Genomic DNA, 14,477 nt, shown 5'->3' with positions numbered 1-14,477 from the left:
GGTACTTTGCGACGAAGGGAGACTGACACTGCTGGCTCACAGAAGGGCAGGACGATGAACCGATCACAGGATTGTCTGGCACTGACAATGAAGGATGCCGCGAAGCTCGTCGGCGTCGACTACCGCACGATCAAGCTCGGCATCGAAGCCGGGACCATCCCCACGATCCAACTCGGCCCGCGCCGGATGATCCCTCGCGTCCCGCTGCTGCGCGCGTTCGGCGTCGACGCCTGATAGCGGCGCGCGGAGACCTCACCTGAGCTGCTGTTTGACCCATGCGTCGAACGCGCCAGAGTCGAAAATATGATCAACCATCCCTACTTCCGCGTCTGCTAGAAGCGCTCCTAAGCTCTCGCCATCCAGCGCGATTATTCCCGACCGCTTTGCGAGAAGGCGCGTATCGGCCGTGAGAGACCCTGCTGTGATGAAGATGAAGAAAACGGGATCGAAAACGCGCATGTCCAGGCCGAGTAGGGCTGACCCGTCATCAGAGCCAACACCTGCGCGCGCCAATGTCACGGATCCGGCGAGTTCTCTGAGTTCGGTCGTGCTGACTGTTCCCTCATATTGCTTAGCCTGACCAACCAGCCAAGTGCGGAAATTCCTGTCCACGCCGGGCAGACCGATTGACCTCCCGAGCTTTCCCTCGAGGGATAGCGAGCCGAAAAAGTCGACGCCTTGGTCGTTCCGTTCCTTCGTAAGTTTGGGGGAATCGCAGCCAAGGACCGAGAGGACCCCTCGACACACGCCCTCGAATTCGCGCCAGGAGATCGCGCGGATGGCGCTGGCATACTGCTCGTGTTGCGAGCGCAAAGCTTTCGCCTGCTTCAGTTCTGGAGAATCGCCCGGCGCCGGAAAGCAGGATCCTTGGATGTACGACGGATCCGAGGCATTGAACTCATAGCGCGCTGGCCGGTTGTCACTCGCGCGGTCGTCGAGGTCTTTTGTCAGAAACGCCACAAAGCGCACCCGCCATGATGCGCAGCGCTCCGCTATCTCAGCTGGCGTCAGATTCGGAAACCAGCCCTCGGCAACACCGATCTCCTCAAGGAGTTCCAGTACTAGCATTGGTGGGCGCGCTAACTCGTGACTCTGGATGACCACGAGCGCGGCCGCCTTTGGGCCCTCCACGCTTACTCCGCGGTGAGACGAGCGTGCATCGAGAGCACCTGTGCTGCCGTTTCCCTAAGCTTCTCGACCACCTCCATGTCGGCGGCGCTTAGGCGCGCCAGCTCGAGTGCGCCGATTGATCCGAGCACACTGACTGCCTCGGCTACCTCGCTCCGCCAGCTCTTCGACTTTTCCTCGGCCTTCGCGATACCAAGTGCATCCGGGAACGAGCGGTCGGGATCGAGGAGGACCTGCTTCGCTTCCGGATTCGTCAAAATCGTCCGCAATTCTCGCACCTGCACGTATGTCGGCAGTTTTGGCAGTCGCACCTCCGCACTCTCTTCGTCCTGATCGACCGTCTCGGTGATCAGCGAATAAAAGTGATGGACTTGCTCTATGTCCTCGAACTGAGACTTCGCGTCGTCCCACTTCAGCCACTCTCTGACGGCCGGCAAAGACAAAGCCTCGTGGAATAGCGGGTACTTGTCCGAGGTCGCTGAGTCCATGTATTCGTCGTCGCGCTGCATTTGCTGCAACGCCTTGAAAGCGCGATACCGCCTATTCACCTCGTGAGCCGTCATGCCAAGCCTCGCGGCAACCTCAGGAGTCTCCAGCTGATAGGTGTCGCGGAGATCCGTCACCAACTTTGCCCGCTGGTAACCTCCCCACTGCTTGATGCCTCCGACATGCCTGACTCCCATGATTGCCAGATAAGCCGCGTGCGCGTCGCCGGCGTCGAGTGTCAGAACCGGAACGGCCCTCAGAACGTCGAGTACCTCTGGAGGCACCGGTACTCCTGCTTCGTGATCTTCAGCAATCCATCGCAATGCAGCAAGCCGTCGGTTGCCCTCCACGACGAGATACTTTCCCGAAGGTGCATGTGGCCGTACTACCAAACGCTCCACCTGCAGGAATCCGTTAGCAAGTATCGAACTCTTCAGTTCGGAGATGCCTTCTCGGCGAAGACGCTGATAGGCGCGATCTTGAACCGATGCTTCCGCAAAGCGGGTTTCGTCTGCGCGAGCGAAATTGGGCTCGTCCTGGAATCGAAAGTTGTTGGGGTCGAAAAGGAGCTCGCTCAGGTCGTAAGTATCGTCGGTGAACTTCGGGGCGTCCATGTTGCTCCTGCGTGAGTTTTCCTGCTGGATGGTTGGAGGGTCCAACAGTCAGAAGCATACGACGACCCCTGGGGGTGACCGGCGTGGGCCACTCGTTTCTCCAGGCGACATCGCCAGAGGCTCATTGACTCGCCCCGGCATGTCCGGAGAGCGTTTAGCTGGTGTCGGCCCGCTCGTTCGAGGGGTTCGGTGAGAGCGTAGTCGAGTTGTTCGAGCTCGACGGGTGTGAGGTCGTCGATCGACCCGTGGGTGCGTTCGGTGTTGAACCACTGAACCCAGGACGCTGTGGCGGCCTCGACCTGATCGACGTCCCGCCATGGGCCCTCATGGTGGATGAGCTCGGACTTGTAGAGACCGATCTGCGACTCGGCGAGGGAGTTGTCGTATGCATCGCCGACGGAGCCGACGGATGGGTCGATGCCCTCGTCCACGAGTCGGTCCGTGAAGGAAATCGACGTATAGACGCTGCCCGCGTCGGTGTGATGCGTGAGACCGGTGAACCCGTCCACGCCTTCACGACGACGGGTCCAGAGCGCCATCTCGAGGCAGTCCAGCACGAGCGGGGTCGTCATGCTCGTGGCGGCGCGCCAGCCGAGGATGCGGCGGGAGTGCGCGTCGAACACGAATGCGACGTAGACCCATCCGGACCACGTCCAGACGTAGGTAAAGTCGGCCACCCAGAGCTGGTTCGTGCGGAACCTCGCGAAATGCCGGTCGACGAGGTCAGCCGGCCTGGTCTCCCGCGGGTCCACATCGACGGGCCGCTTGCGCTTCCCGCGGACCACCCCGGCAATCCCCAGATCACGCATGAGGCGTTCGACCGTGCAGCGGGCGATGTCGTGCCCGTCGCGGCGGAGCCGGAGCCAGAGCTTGCGGGCGCCCAGTACCTTCCGCTGCTTCTGCCACGTGGTCAGGATGATCGGCTTCCAGCGTTCGTCGGACAGCTCTCGGGCCGAGGGTTCTCGTCCGTGAGCGTCGTAGTAGGTCGATGGGGCGATCTTCACTCCATGCTGACTGAGCACGGCGCAGATCGACTCGACACCCCATCTGAGCCCGCCATCGGCGCGGTCGCGGTGCTCGTCGATGAACGCGACTATCGCTTGTGTGGCCGGTCGAGCTCGGCCGCGAAGAAAGCCGAAGCCGCCTTCAATATCTCGTTCGCCCGGCGCAACTCGGCGTTCTCGCGCCGCAACCGCTTGATCTCCACCGCCGCGTCGGTCGTCAGGCCCGGCCGATCACCGGCGTCGACCTGCTGCCGGCGGATCCAGGTGCGGATCGTCTCCGGTGAGCCGATCCCGAGCATCCCCGCGACTGCGGTCATCGCCGCGTACTCGCTCGGGTAGTCGGGCCGCACCTCGGCGACCATTCGGACAGCGCGCTCACGAAGCTCGCGCGGGTACTTGCTGGGACGTCCCATGAGACAGATCCTTCCAAGGAATCTTGTCTCCGGACATGCCGGGGCGAGTCAATCCCGCCGAGGTGACCGCCCGCCCAGGCGCTTGGAGTGCTATAGGTATTTCTCTACGGGCGACGCGCAGGAGGCACCGTTTGGTGCGCAATCCGACTGGGGAAGCTGGTCGCGGCTCTTACCGGCTCTCGCTCGGTCGATCGTCGCTATGCGTCAGCGTATCCATGATGTCGCTCACGTCCGGGCGCTCCTCTGATTCGTGCGAGCTCTGACTAGGTCTACCCACTTCGTCTCCTGGTGTTTTTGGAGCGATCCGGCTCAGTCTTCTGATCTTTCCATCCACCACCGGCAGTGAGCGAATCGAGCACGTCATCGACCGAGGGGCGCGGTCTAGCCTCGGGGGCAGGACGCTCCTTGTCCGAGTCACTCGCCATGATCGGCAACCAGCCGGATGATTTTGTCGGCATCCGACTCGGGAGGAGTCAGCGTCACCTTCTCGAATACGTCATCCACATCAGGGCGTGGCTGTGGGGCTGGGGGTGGATTTTGGTCCGACACTGGCTGCTCCGTTACTTGTGAGGATTGCATTGAGCCCGACCACGATGAAGATGGCGACGAGGCTAGCGACGAGGAGCTTGAAGGCGCGCTTGGTGTACGCGGCCTTCTTCTCATTCTGGGCATTTCGATTCTCGACCTCCGTCGTCTTCACCTCAAGAAGAAAGTCCTCCAGCTTCTCCGGCGGATCCGCGGAATCCACATGCTTGGCCACTAGCTTGCGCGCTCCCGGAAGATCAATCGACCGCGGCCAGAGTGCGGCGGCGGACTGCACAACGGTCCAAACGGTCAATCCGAACGGGATGAGGCCGACGTACCAGGTCTCGGAACGAACGAGTCCGAGGCCGACGGCGCTCGCCAACACGCCTGCTGCCACGACGACGAAGGAAGCCTTGGCATCCAGGGAGCGTGTTCGCTCAACGGCAGAGTTTCGCAGCGAGTCCAGCTCGGAACTCAGCAGCTGTACGCGGCGAATCCTCGTCGACTTGGGCCGCGTGCGACAGATCTTGTACACGGATGAACCATAGCGGTGCATGGGCATGAGCGATTCTCTGATCACTACGCTTCCGCCGGACGTTCACCAGTGTGCATGCGAGCGCTTGGTTGCACCCTGCAGGCGGATCACAAGTACGCTCGGCGAAATGGCGGTTCGACTCGCAGATGTACGCGCGCACGTGGCCGACCCCAACCTGCTCATGGCAGTGATCAAGGGGCACCTTTGGGTTGAGCGCGCGCTGAACGCCGCGCTGGAGATTCACGCCGAGCAGCCGAGTCAGATCAAACTCGATCGACTTCCGTTCGCGACAAAGCTCAACATCGCCACGGCGTACGGCTTCATCAAGGCCGACCTCCGGCCGGTGCTCGAGCGGCTAAACCAGCTGCGTAACCGAGCTGCACATAGTCTCGACTTCGAAGTGTCTGACGGGGATGCGCGAGGATTGCGAGCGCTCCTGCCGAAAGACCACCTCGAGGGCATCGCGCACTTGGATAAGCCGCACCACACGTTGGCTGACGAGTTCGCGACCACGCTCACCTGGGTCATCATGTCGCTAGAGGCGCACAATGCGGTGGCCGAGTGGGATCGTCGTTGGGGTTCCGTGGTCGCATTGCACCAGATGCTCGTCGACGTCTACGTTGGGCTTGGCCAGGATCCGGCCGAAGCTGACAGGCAAGCACGGCTCGCCGCCGACCCGCCGCCGCCGCCTCAGCACTCCGACGTCGTGATCGTGGATTAGAAATGGCCCGAGCGCCGGTCGTCCGTGGCAACAACCGATGAGATCCGATTTTCGGCGCCGGGACCCTCGCAGGTCGCGCCCGAATAGCCCGCCCGAGTCCTTCCTCGTTGAGCGCCCAACCGTCGAGCGCCTCTACATCCCTATCCCGCGCCCCGAACTTAGCGCACTGCTCAACGGCGCCGTCACCATCGCCGCTCCCGCTTCCTCGCCGCGCGTCGCAGCTCCGCCTGGGCCGCGCTCACAGCGTCCTGCAGAGTCAACTCCGGAGTCCCGCGCTGCATCGACTCGGCGAGGCACTCGCGGGCCGCGGCATCCGTCCGCGCGACGACGGTCGCGACGTTACTGAGCCGACCGCGCGTCAGGCCCACGTAGAGGCCTGCGGCGTCCACATCAGGCCCGACCACCGACGCATCGGCCGTGTCGCCCTGCACGCCGTGCACGGTGGACGCGTAGGCGAGCTGCAAGTGCTCACGCGCGTACTCGGTGGACACGCGCGCCACCTCGCCGCTGTCGCTCACGGAGACAAGAGACAGGTACTCATCACGGATCCCGCGCACGATCCACTGCGCGCGATTCTCGACTCCGGTGAGCCGGTCGTTGCGACGGGTCTGGACGGTGTCGCCGACGAGGATGCGCTGCTGCCCCATTCCCCACGCGGCGACGCGGACGTCGAGCTCGCCTTGATCGACTCGCCGCTGCTGGATGGCGTCGTTGATCGCATCCGCCTCAGCATTCGTGCCAGATACCAACGTCACCCGCTTGCCGCGTTCGTGCCACTCGAAGTACGCGTCGATCATCCGCCCACGCGCCGCGTCGTGATGATCGACCCGAGCGACGAGACCGCGTTCGGCAAGCTCGCCCGCAACCACCAGTGCACGCTCGCGGTCACCCGCATCCCGGAGCCGCAGCGTGAGCGCCGCGTAGTCGGGATCGCGGAACCGGTGCACCGTGTCGAGTTCGATCGCAGCGTTCGCGTGCCGGATCGCAGAACCCATCGCTCCCGCGTGTCCGACCGGCAACGCCTGATGCGTGTCACCCACGAACGCCAGCCCGACACCCTGTTCGATCGCGAGTTCGACAAGTACGTTCGCCGTCCGCAGGTCGACCATGCCGGCTTCGTCGACGACGATCCGATCGCGAGAACGCAACATGTACTGGCTTGGTCCGCCGTACACGGCGCCCGTGATGGCATCGACTTCTCCCACTCGAAGCCTGGTCCACACCTTAGCGCCGGCCTCGTCGGTGCCCCATCGGTAGCCATGATCCGTAAGCAAGGCATGAATGCTGGATGCCGCGGCCCCGACCTCGCGAGACGCCACCGATGCCGCCTTTCGCGTAGGAGCAACAACGAGCATCCGCCTCCGTTGCGACGCGAGCGCCGTGAACGCAGCGCGCAGCATCGTCGTCTTGCCCGCGCCTGCGGGGCCGGTCACCGTCACGAGCCCGTCCGTGCCGGCGATGGCGCACGCGGCAACGCCTTGCGACGCATCCAGCGTCGACAGATGCGCGTTCGGTGCGAGTCGGCGCAACTCCTCCGGCAGCAGGGAGCGCCCCGGTTGGGCGAGCACGTCCAAGCATCCGGCAAGACGCACCTTGGCGCGTACGGTCTCGGTTGCCATGAACGCCTTGACGTGCGCAGGCGGATCGTCCGCAACGAGCCGGAAGACGGAACGCATGGCGCGCTCCGTCACCTCGGCGATCACGCCATCGAACCGATCGCGCTCCGCAACGACGCCCGTGCGCGAGAGCGCGCGTATTGCGCCCGCGCGGATGTCGAAGATGCTGAACCTCCCGCCGCATGAGGTCGACCGTTCGTCCGCGTCGATGACTGCCTGTGCAGCGAGCAGATCCAGATCGAGCGCAGGCGGGTCTGTTGCGGCGAGTGGAATGGGTGCGCGCGTGGCGATCAGGCTCGGATCGATCGCGGCGATCTCGTCGCGGACGCGCGCCTCCCACCACGCCTCATCGAGATCGGCCGGCTTGTTCGGACGCGACACCGCCCACGCGCGCCGATCGATCTGATGCAGCACCTCCACGCTCGGCGCAGATCCTCCGTGCGCCGCCGACCACTCCGCGATCAGGCGCGCTCGGTTGCCTTCGATTTGCGCCGACCGGCGCGACACGGGTCGGACCGCGCCAGCGAGCTCGGCGATCTCCCCATTGAGGTCGAGTGTGTATCCGTGCCGGGCGAGCGCGTCGATCCAGGCGGGATCGGTGCGGGCGGCGAGCTCGCCCTCGGCGTTGACGACGGTGTGCAGTTTCATCGCGACACGCGAATCGAGGTTTGACCACTTGCCGTCCGCACCAAGCGCTTTGATATTCAGCCACAGGTGCCGGTGGATGTGCGGGTCGAGCGCTCGCGAGCGACGGTGCTGCAGCTCGACGACTTCGATACGCGTGATCGCCTCGCGAATGAGTCCGCCGTGTCCGCGGCGTGCGTTGAGCTCGGTTTGCCAGATGCACAGGATGCGGTCCCGCAACCGGTCTTGGAGGGCTTCGAACTCGGCTGCGAGTTCGGGATGGAGCAGCGCGGCAATGCTGTACGACTTCGGGTGGTTAAGCGTGCCATCGAGCAACAGGTCAGCGTCGGGGCTCAACCGCTGGCGGCCGCGCTCCTCCCCCGTGACCGGGTCGTGCCCGGTGAGCCAGACACGAAGGCCGCCGGCGGTGAGCTCGTCGGAGGTGAGGATGCCGTTCGCCACGATGAATCGTGAGACGGTCGAATCGGACGCGCCACCGTACGCTTCGAGCGCGTCAACGCCGCGGGAGTGCTGCAGGTGAGCGTCGCAGATGCCCTCGAGCGCGTAGCCGATCGCATGTCGAACCCCTCTCGATTCGACACCTCGCTTCCAGCGCTCAAGACCTCCGCGCATGGCGCCAGACTAGGCTAGGTTTTACCCGCTATCCAGGGATTTTTCAGTGGTGCAGGTATGTGTAGGTGAGTGCTTCTAAAGGTGCCGCTCACCCCGGGTGCCTGCGTGCATTGCGGTTCTCCTCGAGTGACCTCGGCGTCTGCATGCATTTGAAGGGTCGCCGACATGAAGTCAGGTCGCATCTCGCCCGCGACATACAGGAATGCGAAGAGTGCCGTCGGGAGCGTGCGCTCCAACGACTGGCGGTTGGGCGACGGTCATCCTTATCGCTCAAGACGCCACGACGGAGGGCGTCCTGCGACGTCGCGCCCTAGCGCCAAAACTCCTCGGCAAGCTTCAGCGAGCCGAGCTTCGCGAAAATCTTCTCGCCTGTCGCGAGGCCGACAACGGCTCGCAGATCGCGCGGCGTGAGCCCGTCGCGCGTCCGGATCGCCCCGCCGAGATTGGCCGCGGGCACGAAGAAGGTCGCGTTCGTGCCGGGTTCGAGCATGTGAGGCAGGGTCGTAGAGAGCGGCACGGGCACATAGACGGTAATGCCTTCACCGCTCGGCAACTGGAAGCCCCAGTTGATAATGCGCACCGCCGACGCACCCTTGTTGATCGCCTCAACCGAGATGAAGACTCCATCGGGCATACCGTCACCGATGAGGACGGAGTTCGCGACAGACACCGTGACGCGATGCGCACCGCGCGTGCGAGTGATGATCTGCCAGACAAGGGCCACGACGCCAGTCAGCGCACCGATTGTCGCGACGACGAGACTGATTATCGCGAGGATGAACGCGGGGAGCGCGAAGGGATCAGTCTGCATGCCAGACCTCGCTAGAAGCCCCGCGCGCAGCGGGGTCCCGCCGGCGATCGCCTGTCGCCAGGTTGACCGCGCGCCTCCACCACGGCCTCCGCCGGGTCGCTTTGAGAGCAGCTCGGCGCTCATCCTCTCGCCGCCGAACGTCTTCTTCACGGTCGGAGCGGTCCTGCTCCACGATCGCGACCAGAACGAGCGTAAGCCCAAGGATGCCGAGGCCGAAGAGGAACCACGCAAGAACAGTGAAGGGCAGGGCCAGGCCGTCGGTCTGCACGCCGATAACGGTCATGACGAGGCCGCATACCGCGCCGATCGTGCTCTTCTCCACGATCCACTGAAAGACGCCTTCGCGTCGCTGCACGTACCGAAGGGCCCTACGGTGCTCGATCGCCATTGTCACGAGGATGAGAGGGAACACTGCCGACAACGCAATGCATGTGTCCTTCGTCATTACGGTTTCCCAGGTCATGGCGGCGCCGCACCGTAGTCGAGCCGATCAATATGCACGCGCCCGACTCTATCGACGGGTTCGACTCTCTCGGCGTATGCCACGGCCCCATATCTCACCCACGCAAGGGCGATGAGGATGCCCGCTCGAGAGCGCTACGCTACCCCACTCAACGCGACGCAGGCGCTCTCCGCTGCTGTGGCCATGCTCGCGACGGGCCTTCGCGCCGCGGTGACTGGGCGGGAGTAACCCTCGATTAGGCCGACCGAGTCTGGTCTCACGCTGCCGGCCGCCGATGCGGTAGACAAAGATCGTGACGCCCTCGCTCAGACCGACGCCAACAGCGAGTGCGGCCTTCTGGCCCCCGGACTGGTCGCAGATGGTCCCAGACATCATTGTCGCGGTTCTCACCGGTGTCATCGTCGGCCTGGTTGTGCTCGGAGCGGAGCGCTCTCTGGAACGACGGCGGGAATCTGCCACGCAGAACCGCCTCGAACAGGAAGCAGTGGACGAGTTGTTCGCGCCCCTCTTCGCCCCGCCGTTCTATGACGCGTCTTCATTACTTCCAGCAGGCACAGCGTTCAAGTCCGCGCGCCGGAGGATGACCAGCGCGCCAAGTGTCGGCACGACGGAGTCGGCGCTCGGCTTCTGGTCGCTCCGACTGTGTTGTGACGCATGGGAGCGGCTACGCATACAGGCAGAGAGGGTCGAAAGGCTTATGCCGGCCTCCGTTCGTCCGCCGCTGTTCAACAAGACGATACATCGCTACTTCGCCGATCCCGGTGTGACGTGGGAGAACGCCCGGCCACCCGAGCCGGATCCGGCCCGCGCGAAGGAACTTGAGGATGCCGTGCGGGCATATTGCCGCGTTCGCTCAGAGATGGAGACATCCCGCGAGGCGTTTATCAGCGCGGTGCAGGGCTATCGGCGGGAAGAGGAGGCGCTGTGGGATAAGAAACTGAAGGACCGCTCGCGCCGCAGGCTTCTCGACCTCTCCCGACAGGCATGGGCGATGAAGTCACAGATCGTGTCTCTTGAAGGTCTCAAGTATCGCCACGAGCGCTGGGGTCCTTACGAAGAAGATTGATCCCCCGGCACTTGCGCCTATCCCCTCCTTGGAGGCTTGGCTCAAGGACCGCGCAGTTGCGTGCGCTGAGACAGCTCTCGGGGCCTGAGCGGCCCTCCAGTCAGGACTCACACTCGCCTCGTCCTGCGGCCTGTTCTGGGAAAGGGATCGCTCGTCGCTTCGACGGTGCTGCCTGTCCGCCCTGCTCGGAGATCCCAAATTCGCAATTCGGACCGTCTGATGCTCTGCCTACACACACGAGTCCTGCTCCGCCCGCCGCGCGAACGGAGACCAGTGGCGGACTGCAACGACGGCAGGCGATTAGGGCGCAGGACTCAGAATCCGAGTCGCTTCCATAGCGAGCGCTTCTCCGATGCGGCAGCCTGCTCCGCGACTATCGCTTCTTGGTGTTCCCGCGCGACCGCGTTCGCGCGTTGAGTGGCCGCGGATTCGTCGCGCTCGTTGGCGGCGCGCTCGGCACGAAAGTCGGAGTAGTCCTGCGTCTGGTCGGACAATGCTGGAGGTGAGAGCCAGACGCCGATGTTTGGCCGATCGAGAGTTCCGCCGTAAAGGGAGGCCTCTCGAAGTACGATCAGGCCGTCGTCGGCCTCCTGAATCACCAGGGGCTGGAGCCTGTATGCCTGCTCGCGAGGTAGATAGCCGCAGGTCTCACGTTGGTAGTCCCACACGAGGTCCACGCGCACCGCGTGGCGGTCGAACTCGTTCAAGGGCTCCGCGATTAGCTGGGCGAATAGCGTCCCGCCCTCTTCATCTTCATCCATCAGCTCCTTGGTGCGGCGAATACCGTCGAGGTAGCGGGATTCCCCGACTACCTCCCATTCTTCGTCGTCGGTGAACCCCATCGCTCGCGTAGGAACGACGGGCGCGTAGGCCTTCGCGCCGAGCGGGGCGAACTGTCCGTCTTGGAATGGGAATGAATCGAAGCGGGCGTCCATTCGCCCAGTATGGCTTCACGCGAGTGCGTGGTGCTCATCGACATGGACTGCGCGAAGTGAACCGGTCGCTATCTCGCTACGGAGCGCCGTCAGCGGGAGACAGAAGCAGGCTGGGTGAGAAGGACGACGTGCTTCCCCAATAGACTTCGGGAGTTGGTCGATTTGGGGGCACGTATGGCACGTCGTCGTGGGTTTTTTGCGGAGCTTCAGCACCAGGCAAAGCTTGCCGATCAGAGACAGCAGGCCGCGCTACGTCAGCAGTCGCAGGCGGTCAAGCGGGCCGAAGCTGCACAACGCGCCGCAGAGCGCGCGGCGGCAGCTGCCGCCCGTGCGTCGGAGCAGGATCGCAAACGTCTGGAGCGCGAGGCAGCTCAAGCGCACGCGGAGGCTCGCCAAGCCGAGGCTGAAGAGCTAACCGCGGAGCTGAACAGGCGCCTCGTCGAACTCGACGAAATTCTCTCGGCAACGCTCGATGTGGACGACTTCGTGGACTTGGAGTCGCTGCGCGCCGTAGTCACGCACCCGCCCTTCCCGCGCGAGGACTTGCGCGTCCCGATTCCCGCGCCGGCGGCGATCCCCGACCCTCCGCTGCCGGTCAAACGCGAACCGGAGCCGGTGAAGGGACTGCTCGGGCGCAAGCAAAAGGCTGCGGATGCTCTAGCGGCGGTCGAGCAGCAGTATGCGACCGACTACTGGGCGTGGAAGGCCGCGACTGACGAACTTCCCGCACGCCGCGCGGCGCAAGAGGCCGCCCACCAGGCGGCAGAGAGCGCGCGACAGATCGCCCTCGCCGAGGCGCTCGCGCAATACGAGGCGGAGTCAGCCGCGCGGGAGAAGGATGTCGCCGAGCAGAATGAGTCCCTCGACCAGCTGATTTCGGGCCTGGCGTACGGCACGGTTGACGCCCTTCAGGAGTACGTCGGAATCGTGCTCGCCAACTCGATCTACCCTGAATGGTTTCCGGTATCGCACTCGGCGACCTTTGAACCGACGACCGCCGAACTCAGCCTGCGGGTTCTGATTCCAGGGCCGGACGCGATTCCCGCGATCAAGTCGTACCGCTACACCAAAGCGACGGACGAAATCACTCCTGTCGCTGCAACACAAAAAGATACAAAGGACCGCTATCTGCGCGTCGTTCACAACATCGCGTTGCGGTCCCTTCACGAGGTGTTCGAGGCCGACCGTCGCGGACTGATCGCGAGCATTTCACTGGAGCTGGGAACCGAGACCATCAGTCCGGCGACCGGCCGACCGACCTACGTGCCCTTCGTCGCAGTCGCAGCGCGCCGCGAGGAGTTCGACGCGCTCGACTTGTCCGCAGTCGTCCCTTCCGCGACTCTCGAGCACCTTGGCGCCTCGGTCTCGAAAAATCCGTACGGTCTGGTGCCCGCCGTCGCCGGTGGGGTACGGCGCGCGCGATGACTGATTCGAGCGTCAGGTTCAACCCGCCTCCGGGATGGCCAAAGCCACCGGCGGGTTGGGTCCCGCCAGCAGGCTGGACTCCAGACCCGTCGTGGCCGGAACCCCCCGCCGGATGGCAGTTGTGGCTGACAGACGAGCCGCCCGCTGCAGAGGCAGTTGCGCCGGCGGCTGATCTTCCGACGAATGAGGATCCGACAGCCGCGGCACCGGCCCCGGGTTCGGAGATGGGCCGGCTAGCGTTCCTTGAAGCCGAGAACGCCTCACTTCGCGCACAGCTGGCGGAGGCGCGTGCGGGCGACTACGTGGACTTGAGTGACGCGCGAGTGCTGCAGGACGTGGGGATCTACCGATACCACCATCCGCTTGAAACGGCAGCGGCTTACCAAGAAGCGCTTGCTTCGCTCGAGTCCCGCATTGCCGACGCTGTAAAGGCGGGTCGAGCGATCGTGAAGTCCGAGCTGTTCACCTTCAACAACTCCCTCGCCCAGGGTCGCCGCATGACCGACGACCTGGCGAAGCTCATGCTCCGGGCTTACAACGCTGAGGCTGACAATTCGATTCGAACGCTTCGGGTCGGGAATGTCGTGACCGCCAAGCGTCGACTTGAGGCGTCGCGGACGGCGATCGCCAAGCTGGGCGCACTGATGGAGATGAAGATCAGCGACGAGTTTCACGACCTGCGCGTGGAGGAGATTGAGCTCACCGCCGACTGGTTGATGAAGAAGCAGGAAGAGCGCGAGGCGGAACGCGAGGAGCGAGCGCGCCTCCGTGAAGAGAAGAAGGTCGAGCGAGAGCTCGCCGAGGAGCGAGCGCGCCTCGATAAGGAACGCGCGCACCTCCTCAACACGCTGTCAGTCTTGGAGCAGCAGGGGCAGGTCGACGACGCCTTGCGCGCACGGCTCGCGGCGGTCGATGATGCGATCGCGCAGAACGACTTCCGGGCAGCGAACATTCGCGCTGGTTACGTCTACGTGATCTCGAACGAGGGGGCCTTCGGCGCCAACGTGGTGAAGATCGGCCTGACGCGACGCCTCGAGCCGCGCGATCGCATCGTCGAACTCGGTGGGGCTTCTGTGCCTTTCAGATTCGATACCCACGCGCTCTTCTTCTCCGAAGACGCCGTCACCCTCGAATCCGAGCTGCACCATCACTTCGCCGACCGCGCCCTCAACCGCGCCAACGCGCGAAAGGAGTTCTTCTTCGCCACACCAGCCGAGGTGCGCGACGTCCTCATCGAAAAGGTGGGCAACATCCTCGAGTTCAACGAGGTCGGCGAAGCCACCGAGTACCGGCAGTCGGTCGGGCTCTGGCCGGTATCGGAACCCCGCAGCTAGGGAAATTGCGAATCGTGCGGTGCGACCGCTGACTGGTAATTGTTCTCGCGCGAACGCGTTCGCTCTCGCGGTCTTCGCTCGGCTTCCTTGCAGCAGGCTGACCTCTCGTTGGCGGCTGGTCTAGGGCCGAAGGCGCCCTCGTGC

Annotated in this window: 12 protein-coding genes and 1 pseudogene; 5 read left to right on the top strand and 8 right to left on the bottom strand. The window is 64.1% G+C overall.

Annotated elements, in window-relative coordinates; genetic code table 11:
* Window positions 1-54 precede the first annotated feature (54 nt).
* On the top strand, window positions 55-234 hold the full coding sequence (locus BJ991_RS08215) for a helix-turn-helix transcriptional regulator (protein WP_246301057.1): 180 nt from the start codon (window positions 55-57) through the stop codon (window positions 232-234).
* Between the two features lie 18 nt (window positions 235-252).
* On the opposite strand, the gene BJ991_RS08210 is transcribed toward BJ991_RS08215, so the two are convergent.
* From BJ991_RS08210 to BJ991_RS08195, 4 genes and pseudogenes are all read right to left on the bottom strand, one after another.
* Window positions 253-1,104 carry a restriction endonuclease gene (locus BJ991_RS08210; protein WP_179489076.1) on the bottom strand — a complete coding sequence of 284 codons (852 nt, stop codon included), beginning with the start codon at window positions 1,102-1,104 and terminating at the stop codon, window positions 253-255.
* Window positions 1,105-1,133: 29 nt separating this feature from the next.
* Window positions 1,134-2,228: a ParB N-terminal domain-containing protein gene (locus tag BJ991_RS08205; protein WP_179489074.1), complete on the bottom strand. Its 1,095-nt coding sequence runs from the start codon at window positions 2,226-2,228 to the stop codon at window positions 1,134-1,136.
* Window positions 2,229-2,437: 209 nt separating this feature from the next.
* Window positions 2,438-3,645 (bottom strand): annotated as a pseudogene (locus BJ991_RS08200) (IS3 family transposase); the annotation flags it as partial.
* A gap of 505 nt (window positions 3,646-4,150) precedes the next feature.
* On the bottom strand, window positions 4,151-4,732 hold the full coding sequence (locus BJ991_RS08195) for a Pycsar system effector family protein (RefSeq protein WP_179489072.1): 582 nt from the start codon (window positions 4,730-4,732) through the stop codon (window positions 4,151-4,153).
* A gap of 100 nt (window positions 4,733-4,832) precedes the next feature.
* Here BJ991_RS08195 and BJ991_RS08190 point away from each other — a divergent pair, with 100 nt between their 5' ends.
* Window positions 4,833-5,426 carry a hypothetical protein gene (locus BJ991_RS08190; protein WP_179489070.1) on the top strand — a complete coding sequence of 198 codons (594 nt, stop codon included), beginning with the start codon at window positions 4,833-4,835 and terminating at the stop codon, window positions 5,424-5,426.
* 182 nt (window positions 5,427-5,608) lie between these two features.
* On the opposite strand, the gene BJ991_RS08185 is transcribed toward BJ991_RS08190, so the two are convergent.
* The 3 genes from BJ991_RS08185 to BJ991_RS08175 form a co-directional block, all read right to left on the bottom strand.
* The gene (locus tag BJ991_RS08185; protein ID WP_343048687.1) at window positions 5,609-8,128 is read right to left on the bottom strand and encodes an AAA family ATPase; all 2,520 of its coding nucleotides are present in this window, start codon (window positions 8,126-8,128) and stop codon (window positions 5,609-5,611) included.
* 481 nt (window positions 8,129-8,609) lie between these two features.
* Window positions 8,610-9,110 carry a hypothetical protein gene (locus BJ991_RS08180; RefSeq protein WP_179489066.1) on the bottom strand — a complete coding sequence of 167 codons (501 nt, stop codon included), beginning with the start codon at window positions 9,108-9,110 and terminating at the stop codon, window positions 8,610-8,612.
* Window positions 9,100-9,498: a hypothetical protein gene (locus tag BJ991_RS08175; protein WP_179489065.1), complete on the bottom strand. Its 399-nt coding sequence runs from the start codon at window positions 9,496-9,498 to the stop codon at window positions 9,100-9,102. The genes BJ991_RS08180 and BJ991_RS08175 overlap by 11 nt, the downstream gene beginning before the upstream one ends.
* Window positions 9,499-9,865: 367 nt before the next feature.
* On the opposite strand from BJ991_RS08175, the gene BJ991_RS08170 reads away from it, so the two are divergent.
* Complete coding sequence (locus BJ991_RS08170; protein WP_179489063.1) at window positions 9,866-10,639, top strand: hypothetical protein; 774 nt, start codon at window positions 9,866-9,868, stop codon at window positions 10,637-10,639.
* 314 nt (window positions 10,640-10,953) lie between these two features.
* Here BJ991_RS08170 and BJ991_RS08165 read toward each other — a convergent pair whose 3' ends face one another.
* Window positions 10,954-11,574, bottom strand: coding sequence for a hypothetical protein (locus tag BJ991_RS08165; protein ID WP_179489062.1), 621 nt, complete (start codon window positions 11,572-11,574; stop codon window positions 10,954-10,956).
* Window positions 11,575-11,727: 153 nt separating this feature from the next.
* On the opposite strand from BJ991_RS08165, the gene BJ991_RS08160 reads away from it, so the two are divergent.
* Both BJ991_RS08160 and BJ991_RS08155 read left to right on the top strand, forming a co-directional pair.
* On the top strand, window positions 11,728-12,999 hold the full coding sequence (locus tag BJ991_RS08160; protein WP_246301056.1) for a hypothetical protein: 1,272 nt from the start codon (window positions 11,728-11,730) through the stop codon (window positions 12,997-12,999).
* A gap of 119 nt (window positions 13,000-13,118) precedes the next feature.
* Window positions 13,119-14,333 carry an SNIPE associated domain-containing protein gene (locus tag BJ991_RS08155; protein WP_246301055.1) on the top strand — a complete coding sequence of 405 codons (1,215 nt, stop codon included), beginning with the start codon at window positions 13,119-13,121 and terminating at the stop codon, window positions 14,331-14,333.
* Window positions 14,334-14,477 lie beyond the last annotated feature (144 nt).

Source organism: Microbacterium immunditiarum (genome assembly GCF_013409785.1).
Taxonomy (GTDB): domain Bacteria; phylum Actinomycetota; class Actinomycetes; order Actinomycetales; family Microbacteriaceae; genus Microbacterium; species Microbacterium immunditiarum.
This window is presented reverse-complemented; position numbering and strand designations above follow the sequence as displayed.